We start from the raw sequence: 18,494 nt of genomic DNA, 5'->3' as shown, positions 1-18,494 counted from the left end.
AAAAAATGTTGCTTTTCCCCGCTTATAGGAGGTAGATGTTTATGTTAATTGGAGCAATGGAAGCAGGTGGTACAAAATTCGTTTGTGCGGTTGGCGATGAAAATGGAAACATTCTTCAAAAGACGAGCTTTCCAACTGTTTCTCCAGAGGATACACTAGCTTCAGCAAAACAGTTCTTTTCTTCATTTAAGATGGAGGCGTTGGGTGTAGGTACGTTTGGGCCTGTTGATTTGAATAAGAACAGCAAAACATATGGCTCCATTTTAAATACCCCGAAAACAAAATGGCGTTACTATCCGCTTCTTGAAAAATTGCAAAGCGAATACAATATTCCTGTATATTTGGATACGGATGTGAATACAGCTTGTCTGGGTGAGTATTACTACGGTGCTGGTAAGCATGCGGAGAGCTGTTTATACATGACGGTAGGAACTGGAATTGGAGCAGGGTTTGTTGGGGAAGGGAAAGTGTTTCAAGGAAAAAATCATCCAGAAATGGGACATATGTTACTAAAGCAACACCTGAATGACACTTTTGTAGGAAGTTGTCCGAGTCATAGGTCATGCTTCGAAGGGCTTGCTTCTGGGACGGCGATTGAAAAACGATATGGTAGAAAAGCAAATTTACTCACACATCTTGATGAGGTATGGGAGATAGAAGCGTATTATTTAGCGCAAGGGCTAATGAATATCTATGTTATTCTCTCCCCAGAGAAAATGGTTATTGGTGGCGGAGTAATGAAACAGGAAAGGCTTTATGCAATGGTTCGCGAGCAGTTTATGAAGTTGTTAAACGACTATTTGGAAGTGAACGATGTAGATGAATTAATTGTTCCACCGAAACTTGATGATGAACAAGCAGTTAAAGGTGCTATTGCTCTAGCAGTGAAAAATAAGAGATAGATGTTAAGAACTATTAAGAAATATAGGAAAATAAAAGATGGCTTATGTGCATGACGCTACTGGGTCGTCTTTTTTTGTACTATGAGGGAGTAAAATTCTATATTCTAAGTATAAGTAAACCTAAAGCAATTGCCATAAAAATTCGGTAATAAGCCAAGTTTTTTTAATAATTTCTACTTGTACTGGGAGGTTAGAAAATGGAAATTCATGTTTGTCCTTTAGAGCCTAGTCCGCTTTTAAGTCATTCATTTGTTAAAAAAGCATCTTTTGGGGAGATGAAATTATTTTATACGGAAACAACGATCTATTTATTGGTTTGTATCCGTTCAGGAAATAAAAATATGGAAGATATCCGACATCTTGGTGGAGAATTACGAAAGAAGGTGGACAAAGAATTTTTGTCTCAAACAGTTACTATCAATTTTAACGGCTTGTTCAAAGGATTGGAACATGTAATGGAGGGAAGCAATGTTGCAAATTATGTTACCGCTTTTATGGAAGGTTGGTATTTGGCTGGTTATCGGTTTCAGTACTATAAGCGTAATCGTTTAGAGATGGACTATGTGCTAGAATTTAATTATTCATCTTATAGCCCATATGTTGCATTGGCGAAAACGAAAAGTGATGCTGTATGTTTAGCTAGAGACTTATGTAATGAGCCTCCTAGTAAACTGACGCCAGAAGCTTATGCAAGCAAAATAGTAGAAATTTTTAGAGATACAGATGTAGATGTGGCTATTTTGGATACAGCTGATCTTACGAAACATGGTTTAGAAGCTGTTAAAACGGTCGGAAAGGGAAGTGTTCATCCTCCTAAAATGGTCGTTCTTACATTAAAAAATACAGTAGGAAAGCATGTAGCGCTTGTCGGTAAAGGAGTGACCTTTGATGCAGGAGGTGTTAATGTAAAAACAGGGACTGGACTTTGGGAAATGAAAATGGATATGGGGGGATCAGCGGCTGTCGTAGGTGCGATGAAGCTTTTATCTGATCTGAATAGCTCTGTATACGTTACCGCAGTTATTCCATTAGTAGAAAATGTAGTAGGGAAAAATGCATACTTGCCGGCAGATGTAATTTCTTATGCAAATGGAATGCATGTGGAAGTAGGTAACACGGATGCAGAAGGTAGACTAATTTTAGCCGATGGTATTTTATACGCTCAAGACGTAGGAGCGGAAACTATTATTGATATTGCTACACTCACAGGCTCTATTGGTCAAGCCTTAGGGTTAAAAACAGCTGGTGTTTTTACTAATAACGAGAAGGATTTGTGGACATATAAAGAAATTGGCGAAGAAACTGGGGATCATGTATGGCCTATGCCATTAATTGAAGATTATAAAGCATATTTGCACAGTGATTATGCAGACTTAAATAATAGGAGTGCTTCTAAATATGGTGGTTCGATTACGGCAGCCATTTTTTTGCAACAATTTATAAAGCGACATATGAAATGGGTACATATTGATATGGCAAATACGGTGCTACCTTGGAAGGTGTATGGCTATCATGTCGAAGGGGCTACTGGTTTTGGGGTCCGATTATTAACCAAATTGATAGAAAAGGAGTTGGAGTAACGAATTGCAATTGGAACTGATTGTACAGCAAAAACACGATACATTGCAAGCCGAAAAGCTATTAAGCAGATCGATTAGAGCTTGTTTCGGCGATACAGGAGGGGGGTTTGACACCAAACTTTGGGATGATAAAGACAGTCTTACGAAGCGTGCATATACCTGTTCAAGTTATGATACGACCACATAGTCATGATTTCTATTATCAAGAAGAGGAATTTTCAGTTATTTGTGAAGATTTAAAGGCACTGTAGAGCTTGCAATGTAATCGGGTTGTATTTGGCGCACTAAATGAGGAGCATACAATTTAACGAACAAATGCTTCATAATCTCATTGAACGCTTTCCGGGATTAGATATTACGTTTTATCGTGCTTTTAATGAAGTGAAGGATATGCAGGCAGCATACAAAACGCTAGTAAAGTATAAAGATAATGTAAAACGTATTCTAACATCTGTTGGCAAGTAAAATTGTGAAGCAGGAAAAGAACAACTTGCTCATTTAGTTCAATATTCTCTTGAAACAGGAGGACCTAATATTATGCCTGGTTGCAGGTCTTACTTCAGATAATATTGCTGAAGTCAAACAGACAACAAAAGCAGAGCAATATCATTTTGGTAAAGCAGTTTGTGAAAGACAGTCATTTGCGAAAATGATTTCAGCACAAGCAGTGGAAAAAGTGTTCTGCTGTTTAAAATAAAGCAGTGCTTGATGGAACGTCTGTTTTATAATCAACTTCATTGAAGGATAGTTCTTGACGCTTCAAAGTATGTAATTTTATTCTGATTATAAAGCAATATAAAAAATGAAGAAATCCACTATTTGATTCCACACCAAAACCCGTTATATAATCTCACTCCTAGACTGAAAAGGTATAACCTAATTTTACAAAAAAATGTTTCCAAAGGAAGAATGGTTACATATAGTAAAATAACAATAATTTTGGTGGTGTATCGTTATGATTACAATAAGTTTATGTATGATTGTAAAAAATGAGGAAGAGGTGCTGGAGCAGTGTTTATCGAGTGTGGAGGATATCTGTGATGAAATGATTATTGTAGATACTGGCTCAACAGATCAAACAAAGGATATTGCAAAAAAATTTACGGATAAAGTTCTCGATTTTGAGTGGATCGATAATTTTTCTGCTGCACGAAATTTTTCTTTCCGCCAAGCTACTTCAGATTACATTCTATGGCTGGATGCAGATGATGTGCTACTGGAAGAAGACCAAAATAAATTGAAAGCGTTAAAAAAGAAATTAGATTTTTCCGTTGATGCTGTTTCTATGATCTATCATATAGCCTTTGATGAGTATGGAAATCCTACATTCAGCTTCCGAAGAAATAGGCTTGTTAAGCGAGAGCGTAATTTTAAATGGATTGGACCTGTACATGAATATTTAGAAGTATATGGTCATATATTGCCTGCAGATATCGCTATTACGCATAGGAAATCAACGAAATCCAATGATAGTAATACTAGTGATCGTAATTTAAAAATCTATGAAAAAAGAGTAGAGCAAGGGGAAAAATTTACCCCAAGAGATTTATTTTATTATGGAAATGAACTTAAAGATCATCAGTACTATGAGAAAGCTATAAAATATTACCAGGAATTTCTAAACACTAAAAAAGGTTGGGTAGAAGATGAAATTCGCGCTTGCATAAATATGGCCGCTTGCTATAGAGCCTTGGGTGATTTAGACAAAGAAATAGATGCTCTCGTTCAATCTATTAAATACGATGTCCCTCGTCCAGAAGTTTCTTGTCGGTTAGGAGATTTATACAAGGAAAAAAAATTGTTTAAAAAAGCAATTATTTGGTATCAGCTAGCTATTCAAGTGGATTTAGAAAATAGTATGGGTTTTCAAGAAAAAGTATATTCAACTTGGTATCCTCACTTACAATTATGTGTTTGTAACTGGGGAATTGGTGAAAAAGAATTGGCATGGGAGCATAATAAGAAAGCAAAGATGTATCGTCCAGATGATCCGCAAGTAGCATATAATGAACAGGTATTTGCAGCTTATTTTGCTAACAAATAGCGGTTTTCTGTATAAAATTATAATGAAAGCTTTAACGGAACGGTTTCTCAAGGTTGTGACGTCACTAGTAAACAAAACGTTGGCTGTCTCTGTAATAATGAGACAGCTTTTATTTGACAAGTAGGGCAATTTCAGTCCCATTATGCTCACCACTTTCTAGTAATTTGGCAAGCTATTTCTTTTTAAATGCATATGCGTGAAAACTTCCAAGACCTTTTTAAAATGAGATATTCAGTATGAACTTCTCCTAGCTGTAAGCACTTTTCAAAGCGTATTAGCGCATTTTCATAGTCCCGATCTACGTAATTTGGATATTGATCAATGCTTAAGCAATGAGAGCTTTAATAATGTAAACTAAAAAAGCCTCAGTTGCTGTTGACAACTGAAACTTTTAAAACTAAACTTGCACCATTTTACGAATTGATGGTGGGACGTCTAAATAGTATAAATTTTGATATCGCTGTGAAGTGCTTAGTAGTTTTTGGTGCGAACCTTGCATTTGAATATAGCCGTTTTCTAAAAAGACAACTTCATCCATACGCTGCATACCAGCTAAATGATGTGTAATCCAAATAACGGTTTTATCATCAAGCGTTAAAAAAATGGTTTGTAACAAGTCAGCTTCTGTTTTTGAATCTAAGCCGACTGTCGGCTCATCGAGAATAACGACAGGAGAGCCTTTTAATAATATTCTTGCTAATGCTACTCGTTGTTGTTGACCGCCACTAAAGATTTGTCCTGATTCTTCCATCATCGTGTTATAACCTTTTGGCAGGCTCATAATATAATCATGGAGCTGCACCTTTTTAGCCGCTTCTACAATCTCTTGATCCGTTGCTTTTTGGTTGCCGAGTCGTAGGTTATTAGCAATCGTCGTGTTAAATAAATGAGGTCGTTGATTTAAAATCGATACGATTTCAAATAGAGAATCGCCGTAAGCTGTTGCATCGATGCCGTTAAGTGTAACATTTCCTTTTGTTGGTGCATAAGAACCACAAATTAGTTGGATGATACTTGATTTTCCAGCACCACTTTTTCCCAACAAAGCTAATTTCTTTCCTTGAGGTATCGAAATGGAAACATCTTTTAAAATTTGTTTGGCAAAGCCCGGATATTGAAAGGCAACATGATCAAGCTGAATATCAACAGAGTTAGATGTTTCTGGTAAAGATATGTTTGACTCAGTAGTATCCTTTTCTTGATCTGTTTCTTCGAGCGTTTCTAATCTTGTTAGCGATTCTGTGTATTCTGGAATTTGTTCTAAGGCTTCAGATACGGGCAAAAAAGCTTCTGCAATAGCCAATGTAACTAAAACGAAAGCAGCAATTAATGTCACGTGCATATTTCCTTCAGCTACCATCGAACTTGACCAGTACACCATGGAAATCACCATCGCACCAATGATGAGCTGAAGAAATAAGTCGCGAATTCGTTGCTCACTTTTAACGCGTCGCTCAACAATGGCAACAGCTTGATCTTTTTTTGTATCATGCTTCGTAAATTCATCTGGTTTTCCAGCAATCATCCAATCTTTAATACCAAGTAATCCATCTGTTAATATATGATATTGATCATAGCGCCCCTGTTTTATTAAAGCTGTACGTTTTCGACTAGTCCACAAAGAAAACAACGGAATGAACACAACGATAAAAAAGAGATATATTGCCATAAGTGAAGCAAACACCATATCAAACCAGCCTAGACAAGCAATAGCGATGCCGTACATACCAAGCGCAGTGATACTCGGTAAAATCGTACGAATAAATAAATCTTGCAAATGGTCGATATCATCTGATAATACGCCTAGTATCCTACCAGTTTGGAAACGAGAACGAATAAAAGCTGCTTGTGGCTCTAACGTTTGATACAATCTGCTACGCATATTTGCTAGTACGCGCAGAATCGTATCATGGCTCGTTAATCGAGAAAGATAGTGAAATACCGCTCGAAAAATACCAAAGGCTCGCACTGAAACAACAGGAATATAGACCATTAAAATATTTTCAGGTCTTAAGGCGGATTTGGAAATTAAGTATCCAGATGTAAACATAAGCGCTGCACCACAGGCTAGAGCTAATAAACTAATAATAATACTGGCTGCTAGCCCTTTGTAATGCATTTTTACATATGGAATAATCCATGCTTTCATTGTACTCCCTCCAATTGTGATAGCACGAGGTCATAGTATTCTCCGCGACGAAGCAATAATTCATGTGGTGTCCCCACTTCTACAATGACGCCATCTTTTAACACAATAATTTTATCCATTTGCTCCATCCAATGCAGCCGGTGCGTTGCAAAAAAGACTAATTTATCTTTAAACAATGTTGTCATCGTTTGTTTCAATTCGTATTCCGTTTCTATATCCAAATGGGCAGTCGGCTCATCTAATAACAGGATAGGGCGATTACCAAGAAAAGCTCGGGCCAATGCGACACGTTGTTCTTGACCGCCGCTAATTGCACGTGCGCCAGTACCAATTTCTTGTTCTATACCATTTGGAAAGGTATGGATTAACTTATCCAATTCTGCATCTTGAACAGCTTGCCACACATCTTCATCCGATGCATTTGGTTCATAAAATCGAATATTATCTGCAACCGACTGACTAAAAATATATGGACGCTGTGGAATGTATGTGATTTGACGCTGCCAAGCTTCTGTATTTAAGCTATCTAAAATTTGCTGATTGACGCGAAAACGCCCTTGATTAGGTGTTAAAAATCCACCTAATATATCAATTAAAGTCGACTTTCCTGCACCGCTTGCACCAACAATACCAATATTTTCAAAGCCTTTTACTTGCATGGAAATGGTAGATAGAGCTTGTAAGCCGTTATCGTCATGGGAATGACTAATAGAAGAAAGCTTTAAGGTACTGTTAGCTGTCCAAGCAATGGAGTTGGTAATAACGGAATGATTCTCTGGAACAGGCTCTGCTAATATCCGATCAATTGCTTTGGCTGCTTCTTGTCCATTTAATGTTGCATGGTAGTCTGCTCCAACTTCTTTTATAGGAAGAAAAAACTCTGGAGCTAAAATTAATACGACTAATGCAATATCTAATAATAGATTTCCTTCAATGAGACGTAATCCTAACCCTACAGCAACAGAGGCAACTGATAACATCGTAAAAAAGTCAAGTGCAAAAGATGAAAGGAAAGCAATTCGTAATGTTGATATAGTGGATTTTCGGTATTCATCACTCACTTTTTCAATTGTATCTCCATGTGATTTACTTTTACCTAAAAACTTTAATGTTTCTAATCCCCGTAAAGAATCAATAAAATGATTGGATAATAAATGATAAGAATGCCATTGACGCTCCATTTTCTTATTTGCAGCTAATCCTAATAAAATCATAAATGCAATAATGATAGGAACGGTTAAAAATAAAATGATACTTGACAGTTTATCTTGAAAGAAAACGTAAATGAGTACCATTGGTGGAATAATACATGCAGCAATCATCTTGGGAATAATTAATTCTAAATAAGTACGTTGTTGGTTTGCGCCTTCCATAGCTAAATTAACTAACTTGGCTGTACCGTGTTTACTCGTGTAGCTAGGGCCAAGCGCAAAAAGCTTGGCCAATAATAGTTTTCTTTTTTCCACTCTTGTTTTTTCAGCAAACTGGAAGGTTATTTTTTTCTTTAATGTACCCATAAGATACCTTGTAACAAAGGCAATAAGGAAAAAAACGCCTAACTTCCATGTTTCTTGAAATAATTCGCCGTTAAATAAGCGAAATAACCATTCTGCTAACCATTTTGCTTGCAGAATGATGGCTATTGCTTCCACGATTGTAATGGAAATAACAATGGCAAGTGTCGGTTTTACCCCTTTGTACGTTAGTAAATGATTACGCATCATTTTCTTCATTAGTATTCTAAATGCTCCTCTTCTTTAATACGTTTACGGAATACATAATAACTCCAGATTTGATAACCAAGTACAAAAGGTAATAAAGTGACGGCTACAATGGTCATGACTTTTAACGAATAGTCTCCTGAAGCTGCATTGTGAATCGTTAAGTCAAAAGTATGATTTAAGCTACTTACCATTACACGTGGGAATAAACCGACGAATACAGACGTTACTGTGAGCGCGATAGTTAATCCGGTCATCGTAAATGCCCAACCATCACGACTTTTCTTAGCAAAACTTCCAGCTAAGACAACTGCCAATACAATAAGCGCAAAAATAGGAATTAATATGGCACCTCTTACCTCGAAAATATCTGTGTAGAAATAAGATGCAGCCACAAAGGTAACTAAAGCTATACCAACAGCGTAAACAATTTTTTTGGCAGTTTCACGAGCTCTACTTTGTAGGTCACCTGTAGTTTTCAACGTGATAAAGAATAGCCCGTGTAAAAAGCAGAGCAATGTAATTGCAATTCCACCAATTAACGTATACGGTGTGATGTAATCAAAGACAGAAGCGTAAATATTCATCTCACTATCAATTGGTAAGCCTGCCATCAATGCGGCGAACACAACTCCCCATAATAATGGGTTCAATAGGCTACTAATAAAGATTGTCCAATCCCAAGTGTCCCGCCATTTAGGATTATCTAGTTTACTTCTAAACTCAAATGCTACTCCGCGCCCTATGAGCAAGAGAAGCATGATTACTAGTGGCATGTATAAGCCACTGAACAAAGTGGCATACCAATTTGGAAATGCAGCAAACATCGCCCCACCTGCTGTAATTAGCCAAACTTCATTTCCGTCCCAGACAGGACCAATTGTATTAATTAATACCCGACGTTCAACTGGCGTTTTAGCAACAAAACGCATCGCCATGCCAACACCAAAGTCAAAGCCTTCCAAAAACAAGAATCCGACAAACAATACAGCAATTAAAATAAACCATACCTCACTTAGCATAGGAACCATACCCTTCCTCTCCAAAAGGATCTGTTGTTAGTTTGACATCTTTTTCTTCTTCAACAGGGCCTTTTTTGATTACTCGAACGAACAAGTAAGCCATCACAAGTGCAAGGATCAAATAGATGGCACTAAATGAGATGAGTGAGAACAGGACTTGTCCAGCGGTTACGTTTGGTGAAACTGCGTCTTGTGTTTGCATTTCTCCAAATACGACCCAAGGTTGTCTACCAATCTCTGTCATGATCCAGCCGGCTGTTCCTCCAATAAACGGTAAAGCAATTGCCCAAAGCATCGTTTTTAAATACTTTCTGCTTTGTTCTAGCTTGTTACGTTTTACTAAGTAAGCACCATATAGTCCTAATACGATCATTAACCCGCCTGTGAACGTCATAATACGGAAGCTCCAGAATGTTGTTTTAACTGGAGGGATATAGTCTCCTTCTCCATACAACTCTTCATATTTGGCTTGGATGGATTTCATTCCTTCCACGCTTCCGCTAAATTCGCTATAGGAAAGATAACTTAATATATATGGGATATTGACTTCAAAGGAGTTTTCTTGATTTTCCGTATCAATGTGAGCAAAGACTGTCCATGGAGCAGGATCAGCGCTGTCTTCCCATAAACCTTCTGCTGCTGCCATCTTCATTGGTTGTGTTTCTACCAAAAATTGCGATTGAGCGTGACCAGTAAAGGCAATACCTAAACCAGAAATAATTGCAACAACTAAAGCGATATGAAATGATTTTTTAAAGAAATCTGTATCTTGTTTTTTAAGTAATTTCCAAGCACTTACACCTGTAATTAGAAATGCTCCTGTGGCTAATGATCCAAATACAGTATGTGGGAACTCCACCCATACTTGACCGCTCGTAATTAATGCTAGGAAGTCATTCATTTCGGCGCGACCATTGTTAATTTCATAACCGACTGGATATTGCATAAATGAGTTAGCGACTAATATCCAAAACGCAGAAATAATCGTTCCAATAGATACAAGCCAAATACATAGGAGATGTACTTTTTTAGAAAGTCTTTTCCAACCGAAAATCCATAATCCTATAAAAGTAGATTCCATAAAGAAAGCTAATAGTGCTTCAACTGCGAGTGGTGCACCGAATACGTCACCGACAAAGCGAGAATAGTTAGACCAGTTCATCCCGAATTGAAATTCCTGTAATATACCGGTAACGACTCCGACGGCAAAGTTAATAAGAAATAAGTGTCCCCAAAACTTTGCCATTTTTTTGTACTTTTCTTGCCCTTTTACAACGTACAATGTTTCCATAAGTGCAACTAAAAATACTAAACCAATGGATAAAGGCACGAAAATAAAGTGAAAAATGGTTGTAGATGCGAATTGGATTCGCGATAACATAATAACGTCCATAAAGGTTCTCCTTCCTCCCATTCTGTGTGGGGTTAAGCTTTTTTCAGTAGATCTCATAATCCGATTAGTAGTGGAATGTGTCTCTTGTTTAAACATCCCCGTATGGAGTGAGCCAAATGTGAAAAAGAAATATTTATTACGTTCCGTATGTCTCGTCATGTTCGCTATTGAACAATTTAAATAATGACAAGCATTCTGTTTATGAAGATAGATTTTATAACCATTTCAGATGTATGGAAAGCTTGCAAAAATAAATGTATGTGATCGATAAGACCTATGTTCGGTTGCAAGCGCAAAAAATAGTTTCCAAAAATATCATGCGAGCAAAATATAGTTAATGAGAATATCTCTAATATAAGGATGTCTTGACATTAATCTCTCGCCTGCATGATTGTATCCTACTATGAAAGCAAAAATGGAACTTTATAAACAGAATTAGCCCCTTTATACTATGACATTTGGACCTCCTGTTAATACTATACAATTAAAACCTAGTTTGTAACGAAGGAAATATTGAATTTTTTGTAACGTACTTTCGACAAAATTGTTAATGATTGTATTCTGTATTAACAGAAGAGTTGCTTTTGGGTAACTCAGTAAAGGTGTAAGTGATGAAAAAAGAGCAGCCACTATTTTAAAGACGTGTAGTGTAATTAACACATGCCTCTAAAAGGAAATTATTGGTTGATGGTGTATTTGTAACGTGATATGATCAATTCAAAAGGCGTAACAAGTGGAAATTTTAAAATAATTGAAATGGGCATTCTTTAAAGGGGAATAATTTAATTAAGGGGGGAAAGCAATGAGTAAGGGAATAAAGAAAAAAGAACGGAAGGATAAGCTGCCATTTCGATTGAATTTGTTATTTTTTATTATGTTTATTATGTTTGCAGCTTTAATTTTTCAGCTTGGTATTGTGCAAATTCTGAAGGGCGAAGAATTTCAGAAAGAGATCGATCGCACGGTAAACGATACAACGAAAGTGCCAGTGCCGCGTGGACAAATATATGATAGAAATCATCAACTAGTTGTTGGAAACAAACCGCGATATGCCATTACTTATACTCCAGCTAAAAGAACACAGGCGAAAGAGAGATTAGAGGTAGCTGAAAAGTTAGCTAAGCTCATTTCAGTTGAAGTAAAAGATGTTGCAGACATTAATGAAAGACTGAAAAGAGAGTATTATTACTTGAATCATAAAGAGGATGTAATAGAAAGACTTACGGATGAAGAAAGAAAGAAATTAGATGATACAGAAGAATATGATCTTGCCCTAGAACGAATAAAGAAGCACGAGATGAATGACTTGTCAGAGCAAGATAGGTTAATTATTGCCATTAAAAAGGAATTAGATAAAGCATACGCATTAACGCCACAAATTGTTAAGAATGAAGGTGTAACTGCCGAAGAGTACGCCGAAGTGTCAGAAAATTTAAGTGATTTACCTGGCGTCAATGCGATTGCAGATTGGGAGCGTAAATACCCATATGAGGAAACTTTTAAAAGCCTAGCTGGTAAGATTACATCTCAAGAACGGGGACTGCAAAAAGAAAAACTGGAATACTATTTAACTAGAGGATATAGTCGGAATGATCGAGTTGGAATTAGTGGGATTGAAGAATATTATGAACACGCTTTACGAGGTAGAAAGGAGCAAGTACAATACACTACGACGAAAGATGGTACCACAATAGGTTCAAAAGTAGCTGTGGAAGGAATGACTGGGAAGGATCTTATATTAACCATTGATATGGATTTACAAAAAAAAGTAGATGAAATATTACAAGCAGAGTTACAGAAAACCATTCAAAAGCATCCTTATCAGCATCAGTACATGTCAGATGCGATGGCGGTAGTTATGAATCCAAAAACAGGAGAGTTACTCGCTGTCAGCGGTGTATTGTATGATAAGAAAAAAAATGAATATAATAACGCTCCATATAAAGCAATTCATGATGCGCATTTGCCAGGATCTTCTATAAAAGGGGCGACCGTTTTAGCAGGTTATGAGTCAGGCGTTATTTCTCCAGGGCAAGTATTTCATGACAGGAAAATAAAGATTGCCTCTGGTGCTCCGAAAGGATCTTATAATGATTTAGGTTCAGTAAATGATTTTGATGCACTACGTCGCTCATCAAACGTATATATGTTTTATATTGCATTAAAAATGGGAGGGGAACATCGTTATCCATTTCCCAATGGAGAAAGTGCTGCATTTGATGTAGCAGCATGGGATGAAATGCGTAGCTATTTTCAACAATTTGGTTTAGGTAGCCGAACCGGTATCGATTATCCTGAGGATCCAAAAGGAGTAATTGGCGATAAACAATTTCAACCAGGTTTATTGATGGACTTTGCCATTGGGCAGTATGACAACTACACCGCATTACAGCTAGCGCAATATGTATCCACAATAGCAAATGATGGCAATCGTGTTCGCCCTCGTTTAGTAAGGGAAATTCGTAATCCGTCGCCAACACAAGATCAATTAGGTTCTGTTTATGAAAGCAAGGGGACAGAAGTATTAAATCGTATTGATATGAGCAAATCAAATATTGAACGTATTCAAGAAGGATTTAGGCAAGTGTTCAATGAATCACAAGGAACTTCCGTACGTTTTTTCGGAACATCCAAGTATCGAGGTTATAAAGTTGCTGGAAAAACAGGAACGGCTCAAAACGCTTATTATGCCGATGGAGAAAAGAAGGCTGATACAGAAAATCTCACGCTTGTTGGTTATGCACCTTATGATGACCCTGAAATGGCTTTTGCTATTATTGTACCTCACACTGGGATTGTTAATGGAAAACATCAGATTAACCAAACAATCGGGCAACGGATTATAGATGCTTATTTTACTGATAAAGAGGAATAGTAAATCTGATAATAAAAAGTAGCATACGCGTAATATAAGTTTTTTTGGTTGCGAAAATGCACTCTTTTAGGGGAAGACGACAACAGTTTTCCTAAGAGAGTATTGTATTATATGAAATGAGGCTTCTCATTCACAGGAGCCTCATTATAATAACGGGAAGAGGAGATAAATCCATGCGTGAAGTAGTAGTTATTCCATACCAAAGTCAGTGGCAGCAACTTTTTGGACAAGAAGCAACATATATAAAAGAGTTATTTCAAACGGAATTAGTTACGATACATCATATTGGTAGTACGGCTGTGCCGGGTTTAGCTGCTAAACCAATTATAGATATAATGCCAGTAGTAAAGTCGATTGAGAAAGTAGGTGAGTATATAGAAGGAATGGAAAATCTAGGGTATCATACATTAGGTGAATATGGTATCGAAGGAAGAAGATTCTTTATTAAAGGTGAGTACAAGCGGACGCATCATGTACATATGTTTCAACAAGGAGACCAGCATATCAAACGGCATATCGCATTTAGGGATTATTTAATCCATCACCCCTCGACTGCTATCGAATATGGAAACTTAAAACGGACTTTGGCAAAAAACTACTCAAATCAAGTGGAAAAATATATGAGAGGAAAAAATGATTTTGTAAAAGATGTAGAGCAGCGGGCATTAAGTTGGTATAAACAGTAAAGAAGAAATGGAAAGATGTTATGCTTGCTACTATTTTCTTGTACGCGGTAGGGGGATCAGGATAGCTCGGATGGGATGAGTAACCATCGATTAGAAAAATGGCGTCGTGATCGATGTATTTTTTCCCTCCTGCTACTTGTTCGTAGCCCATAGATGAAAAATGTGGCAATAAACTAAGTCTTTCTAAAACTGCCTGCAATCGATATGAGATGGAAGTAATTCTGTTGTTTGTACAGGAGAAGTCCGTTCTAAATCATAATCTGTAATTACATCCTGCAACCAAAACCAACATAATATAAGTACAATCATTGTAAAAATAATTACTGCGAAAACAGCTATCTTTCCTTTCATAACAATTTATCCCCCAATGTATCTTCATGTTCAATGGTATTAAATATAAAGTTAGCTTACCAAACCTTTATGTTAATGTAAATATGTTAATAAGATTACTTTTAACAAATGAGGTAGTGAATCAAAGTAAATCAAAGTAAAATAAATATAGGTAAAAATGTACCCGCTTTCTTGCGTGTTTAGTGAAAGATAATCTTATGCTATAATGCTAAGGTTAATTACGGATTTAAGCTAGGAGAGGCTTGAAGAATACTCATAGAAAGAGGTAGAACTATTTGATAGTACAAGATTGGAAGCGGGAGTGGTTTGGTAACGTTAAAGGGGATATTTTAGCTGGAATTGTGGTTGCCTTAGCATTAATTCCAGAAGCAATTGCTTTTTCTATTATAGCTGGAGTTGATCCGATGGTTGGATTATATGCATCCTTTTGTATCGCAGTAGTGATTGCTTTTGTCGGAGGGCGTCCAGGTATGATTTCCGCTGCAACTGGAGCAATGGCTCTTCTAATGGGGGGATTAGTTGCTGCGTATGGGTTAGATTATTTATTAGCAGCAACCATTTTAACTGGTATTATTCAAATTATTTTTGGGGTTTGCAAGCTTGCTAAAGTGATGAAATTTGTTCCCAGGTCAGTAATGGTTGGTTTTGTAAATGCGTTGGCAATCTTAATTTTCACAGCGCAAATCCCCCATTTTCAAGGTGAAAGCTGGGTGATGTTCGCGTTGGTAGGCGTAACTTTAGCGATTATCTACCTATTACCAAGAATTACGAAAGCAGTTCCGTCAGCTCTAGTGGCAATTGTGGTCGTAACAGCTATTGTTATTTTCGGTGATATTCAAGTTGGTACGGTTGGCGATATGGGAGCACTAACGCAAGAGTTACCTGCATTTTTAATTCCATCTGTTCCATTTACGTGGGAAACATTCATGATTATTTTACCTTATTCCTTTGCGTTAGCTATTGTCGGGTTATTAGAATCACTACTCACATCAAGTATTGTAGATGATATGACAGATACAGAAAGTGATAAAAATAAAGAAAGTCGCGGACAAGGTATTGCCAATATTGCTGCGGGTTTCTTTGGCGGCATGGCAGGTTGTGCGATGATTGGACAATCCGTTATTAACGTCAAGTCTGGTGGGCGTGGGAGATTGTCCGCTCTAGTGGCAGGTGTGTTTCTCATGTTTCTTATCATTGCGTTAGGCGGGTTAGTAGTGCAGATTCCTATGGCTGCTTTAGTAGGAGTTATGATTATGGTATCTGTCGGCACATTTGATTGGAACTCTGTCAAGCATATACATCGAATACCGCGCACAGATGCCATTGTTATGCTTACAACGGTAACTGTAGTGGTTTATACACATGATTTATCTAAAGGCGTACTTGCAGGTGTTGTTCTTAGCGCTATTTTCTTTGCGGCTAAAATTTCCCATGTAACTGTACAGAGTAAACGAGTAAATGGAGAAAACAAGCGTATCTATTATGTGGTAGGACAGCTTTTCTTTGCTTCTGTCAGTGATTTGCCAAGTAAGTTTTCGTATACGGAGAATATTCAATGTGTAGAAATTGATTTGTCACAAACCCATTTATGGGACGACTCAGCAGTAGGCGCATTAGATAAAATAGAAGCCAAATTCGCTCAACAGGATATTCGTGTGGAAATCACAGGTTTAAATGAAGCAAGCAGAAATTTAAAGCAGAGAATTGGCGGTGTTTCTAACGCATCTGGACATTAAAACAATTTAAAGTATAAGTGAAACTTACGATGAGCCAAGTTTTTTAAAAGAAATAGTGTATGTAACCGAAATCTGTAGTTCAGCAAAGTGCGTTATTCTCTATACAATAGTGTTTATAGTATAAGAAGAAAGATAGCGTTTTTCCGCTATAAAGATTTGGCAATAATGCAAGTTTTTCTAAAAATAATATGTGAGGTGAAAGCTTTGTTTCAAAATATTTTATTAGCAGCAGACGGATCTTCTCATTCGGTGAGGTCTGCTGAGTATACTGTGGAAATAGCTAAAAAGTTTGCTTCTAAAGTAGAAGTGGTATATGTGGTTGACGGTGAGACTGCAAAAGCAGATGTGCTACATGCTACAGATCATACGCAAGTAGAAAAAAACAGGCAAGAAAGGATGCAACCTGTAACAGAGGTGCTACAAGAAGGAGAAATAGACTATACGGTTACTGTTTTACATGGGGAACCAGGTCCGAAAATTGTAACTTATGCCAATGAACATGATATCGATTGTGTCATTTTAGGAAGTCGTGGTAGGAATAACCTACAAACGTTTTTGTTAGGTAGTGTCAGTCACAAAGTTGCTAAAAGAGTGGAATGCCCTGTGTTAATTGTAAAATGAACGAGTTGCTAGAATTTTAAGTAAGGTCGGATGGGATCAATAGATTATCTTTGATTTCATCCGACCTATTTTATTCCTAAAAACTCGATTCGTTCAAATGCATTAAGGTCCTACTTTTGGAATTCTAAACAATGAGTGGGGATGAAAGAAAACCTCATTCATTGATATTACCTATTTTACAAAAAATGTGTAAAAATGTTGCCATGATTTTCCCAATGTATATTAAGGCAGGTTTCTCATAGCGTTTCGTACATCATAAGGAGATAAGTCAATCTCTGGTTGTGTATTCATTGCTAAACATGCTAGTTGAGATCCGATAAATGGTCCCATCGTCAGACCTGTTGATCCAAGTCCATTTGCTAAGAGCAATCCTTGAAAACCAGCGAGAGCCCCAACAACTGGTAGATGTCCTGGCGTTACAGGACGAAAGCCAACGCGTGCTTCTACAATTGACGCATCCTTTACGTGTGGTGCGAATTCCATCGCTTTTGTAATTATTTCATGCATTCCACCGACAGTTACCCGCCAATCGTAACCAACATTATTTTCATATGTTGCACCGAGGACAATTCGATTGTTTGGAAAGGTGAGCATATATTGGTTATTGGGTGGCTTTACAACGGGTGCAGTAGACAAGTCTACATTTTGGTTTGCAAGTTGTACGTGTAAAATTTGTGCTCGTTGCGCTTCAACTTGAAAAGAAACTCCTAAAGGAGAAAGTAATTCACGCATCCAAGCACCTGTTGCAGCAATAACGATATCTGCTTTTATCTCTTCTCCATTCTGTAGAGTAACTCCTGTAATACTTTGTCCAATGTTTTGTAAGGTTGCTTCTCCTTTGATTAGCTTTGCGCTGTGCTTTTGTGCTCCTCGAAGAAGTGCATCACGGAGCTTTCTTCCGTCAACACGTGCTGCTCCACTAACATATACAGAACGGTAGCTGTCGTCTAATAGAGGAAACTGTGCTTTCGTTTGTTCGGGAGATAATAGCTCTATATTGCCAATTTCGGGTGCATCTGCTTTTCGTTTGTCTGCTCGTTCTTTCATTGCGATTAATTTTTGCTCATCTCGATGTAAATGTAATGCCCCAACTTGTTGATACCCAGTTTCATTTTCTCCATCCTTAGCAAGCGATTTCACTAAGTTTGGGTACATTCTAGCACCTGCTTTGACCAATTCATACCATGCCTTATTTCTTCGTTGGGACAGCCACGGGCAAACGATCCCTGCTGCTGCGTCTGTCGCTTGTCCTTTTTCTTTACTATCAACAATGGTGACATCCCAATTGCTTTTGGTAAGGTAATAAGCAGCAGAAGCACCAACAATGCCACTGCCAATGATAATTGCTTTTTTTTTCATTAAAGATATTCCTTTCGTTTTCATACTGTATCTAAAAATAATATTCTATACCATC

At 37.3% G+C, this 18,494-nt stretch carries 16 protein-coding genes; 10 read left to right on the top strand and 6 right to left on the bottom strand.

Going from position 1 to position 18,494, the window contains the following annotated elements:
* Positions 1-41 precede the first annotated feature (41 nt).
* From BUB45_RS10550 to BUB45_RS10535, 6 genes are all read left to right on the top strand, one after another.
* A complete protein-coding gene (locus BUB45_RS10550; RefSeq protein ID WP_073008639.1) occupies positions 42-902 on the top strand; it encodes an ROK family protein in 861 nt (286 codons plus the stop codon).
* A 197-nt stretch (positions 903-1,099) separates the two neighbouring features.
* Complete coding sequence (locus BUB45_RS10545) at positions 1,100-2,482, top strand: M17 family metallopeptidase (protein ID WP_073008619.1); 1,383 nt, start codon at positions 1,100-1,102, stop codon at positions 2,480-2,482.
* A 107-nt stretch (positions 2,483-2,589) separates the two neighbouring features.
* Complete coding sequence (locus tag BUB45_RS20630) at positions 2,590-2,733, top strand: copper homeostasis protein CutC (RefSeq protein WP_280157421.1); 144 nt, start codon at positions 2,590-2,592, stop codon at positions 2,731-2,733.
* Positions 2,734-2,770: 37 nt separating this feature from the next.
* Complete coding sequence (locus tag BUB45_RS20625) at positions 2,771-2,947, top strand: copper homeostasis protein CutC (RefSeq protein WP_280157420.1); 177 nt, start codon at positions 2,771-2,773, stop codon at positions 2,945-2,947.
* A 49-nt stretch (positions 2,948-2,996) separates the two neighbouring features.
* Positions 2,997-3,179 (top strand): hypothetical protein, encoded by a 183-nt coding sequence (locus tag BUB45_RS20410; protein WP_244527713.1) that lies wholly within the window; start codon positions 2,997-2,999, stop codon positions 3,177-3,179.
* Between the two features lie 258 nt (positions 3,180-3,437).
* On the top strand, positions 3,438-4,526 hold the full coding sequence (locus BUB45_RS10535) for a glycosyltransferase (RefSeq protein ID WP_073008616.1): 1,089 nt from the start codon (positions 3,438-3,440) through the stop codon (positions 4,524-4,526).
* Between the two features lie 397 nt (positions 4,527-4,923).
* On the opposite strand, the gene cydC is transcribed toward BUB45_RS10535, so the two are convergent.
* The 4 genes from cydC to BUB45_RS10515 are packed head-to-tail and all read right to left on the bottom strand — an operon-like array spanning position 4,924 to position 10,811.
* Positions 4,924-6,675, bottom strand: coding sequence for a thiol reductant ABC exporter subunit CydC (gene cydC, locus BUB45_RS10530; RefSeq protein WP_073008613.1), 1,752 nt, complete (start codon positions 6,673-6,675; stop codon positions 4,924-4,926).
* A complete protein-coding gene (gene cydD / locus BUB45_RS10525) occupies positions 6,672-8,396 on the bottom strand; it encodes a thiol reductant ABC exporter subunit CydD (protein WP_073008976.1) in 1,725 nt (574 codons plus the stop codon). The genes cydC and cydD overlap by 4 nt, the downstream gene beginning before the upstream one ends.
* Positions 8,397-8,407: 11 nt before the next feature.
* Positions 8,408-9,427, bottom strand: a complete 1,020-nt coding sequence (gene cydB / locus BUB45_RS10520) for a cytochrome d ubiquinol oxidase subunit II (protein WP_139300140.1) — start codon at positions 9,425-9,427, stop codon at positions 8,408-8,410.
* Complete coding sequence (locus BUB45_RS10515) at positions 9,408-10,811, bottom strand: cytochrome ubiquinol oxidase subunit I (RefSeq protein ID WP_073008610.1); 1,404 nt, start codon at positions 10,809-10,811, stop codon at positions 9,408-9,410. The genes cydB and BUB45_RS10515 overlap by 20 nt, the downstream gene beginning before the upstream one ends.
* Before the next feature lie 802 nt (positions 10,812-11,613).
* Between BUB45_RS10515 and BUB45_RS10510 the strand changes: the two genes are divergently transcribed.
* Both BUB45_RS10510 and BUB45_RS10505 read left to right on the top strand, forming a co-directional pair.
* Complete coding sequence (locus BUB45_RS10510) at positions 11,614-13,686, top strand: peptidoglycan D,D-transpeptidase FtsI family protein (RefSeq protein ID WP_073008607.1); 2,073 nt, start codon at positions 11,614-11,616, stop codon at positions 13,684-13,686.
* Between the two features lie 173 nt (positions 13,687-13,859).
* On the top strand, positions 13,860-14,372 hold the full coding sequence (locus tag BUB45_RS10505; protein WP_073008604.1) for a GrpB family protein: 513 nt from the start codon (positions 13,860-13,862) through the stop codon (positions 14,370-14,372).
* A 183-nt stretch (positions 14,373-14,555) separates the two neighbouring features.
* Here the strand turns inward: BUB45_RS10505 and BUB45_RS19875 are convergent, their stop codons facing one another.
* The gene (locus BUB45_RS19875) at positions 14,556-14,723 is read right to left on the bottom strand and encodes a hypothetical protein (RefSeq protein ID WP_170861746.1); all 168 of its coding nucleotides are present in this window, start codon (positions 14,721-14,723) and stop codon (positions 14,556-14,558) included.
* Positions 14,724-14,998: 275 nt separating this feature from the next.
* Between BUB45_RS19875 and BUB45_RS10500 the strand changes: the two genes are divergently transcribed.
* Positions 14,999-16,459, top strand: coding sequence for a SulP family inorganic anion transporter (locus BUB45_RS10500; RefSeq protein WP_073008601.1), 1,461 nt, complete (start codon positions 14,999-15,001; stop codon positions 16,457-16,459).
* A gap of 204 nt (positions 16,460-16,663) precedes the next feature.
* Positions 16,664-17,080 carry a universal stress protein gene (locus BUB45_RS10495; RefSeq protein ID WP_073008598.1) on the top strand — a complete coding sequence of 139 codons (417 nt, stop codon included), beginning with the start codon at positions 16,664-16,666 and terminating at the stop codon, positions 17,078-17,080.
* Positions 17,081-17,302: 222 nt separating this feature from the next.
* Here the strand turns inward: BUB45_RS10495 and BUB45_RS10490 are convergent, their stop codons facing one another.
* Entirely contained in the window at positions 17,303-18,439 is a 1,137-nt protein-coding gene (locus BUB45_RS10490; protein WP_073008596.1) for an NAD(P)/FAD-dependent oxidoreductase, read from the bottom strand.
* Between the last annotated feature and the right edge of the window lie 55 nt (positions 18,440-18,494).

Source organism: Virgibacillus chiguensis (genome assembly GCF_900129865.1).
GTDB classification, from domain to species: domain Bacteria; phylum Bacillota; class Bacilli; order Bacillales; family Amphibacillaceae; genus Virgibacillus; species Virgibacillus chiguensis.
The sequence above is the reverse complement of the archived record's forward strand: the minus strand, read 5'-3'. Positions and strand labels throughout refer to the sequence as shown.

Excerpts from the sequence above, each read along its gene's own strand:
- BUB45_RS10550 (WP_073008639.1), top strand. The coding sequence starts at position 42 with ATGTTAATTGGAGCAATGGAAGCAGGTGGTACAAAATTCGTTTGTGCG.
- BUB45_RS10545 (WP_073008619.1), top strand. The coding sequence starts at position 1,100 with ATGGAAATTCATGTTTGTCCTTTAGAGCCTAGTCCGCTTTTAAGTCAT.
- BUB45_RS20625 (WP_280157420.1), top strand. The coding sequence starts at position 2,771 with ATGAGGAGCATACAATTTAACGAACAAATGCTTCATAATCTCATTGAA.
- BUB45_RS10535 (WP_073008616.1), top strand. The coding sequence starts at position 3,438 with ATGATTACAATAAGTTTATGTATGATTGTAAAAAATGAGGAAGAGGTG.
- cydC (WP_073008613.1), bottom strand. The coding sequence starts at position 6,675 with ATGAAAGCATGGATTATTCCATATGTAAAAATGCATTACAAAGGGCTA.
- cydD (WP_073008976.1), bottom strand. The coding sequence starts at position 8,396 with ATGCGTAATCATTTACTAACGTACAAAGGGGTAAAACCGACACTTGCC.
- cydB (WP_139300140.1), bottom strand. The coding sequence starts at position 9,427 with ATGGTTCCTATGCTAAGTGAGGTATGGTTTATTTTAATTGCTGTATTG.
- BUB45_RS10515 (WP_073008610.1), bottom strand. The coding sequence starts at position 10,811 with ATGGACGTTATTATGTTATCGCGAATCCAATTCGCATCTACAACCATT.
- BUB45_RS10510 (WP_073008607.1), top strand. The coding sequence starts at position 11,614 with ATGAGTAAGGGAATAAAGAAAAAAGAACGGAAGGATAAGCTGCCATTT.
- BUB45_RS10505 (WP_073008604.1), top strand. The coding sequence starts at position 13,860 with ATGCGTGAAGTAGTAGTTATTCCATACCAAAGTCAGTGGCAGCAACTT.
- BUB45_RS19875 (WP_170861746.1), bottom strand. The coding sequence starts at position 14,723 with ATGAAAGGAAAGATAGCTGTTTTCGCAGTAATTATTTTTACAATGATT.
- BUB45_RS10490 (WP_073008596.1), bottom strand. The coding sequence starts at position 18,439 with ATGAAAAAAAAAGCAATTATCATTGGCAGTGGCATTGTTGGTGCTTCT.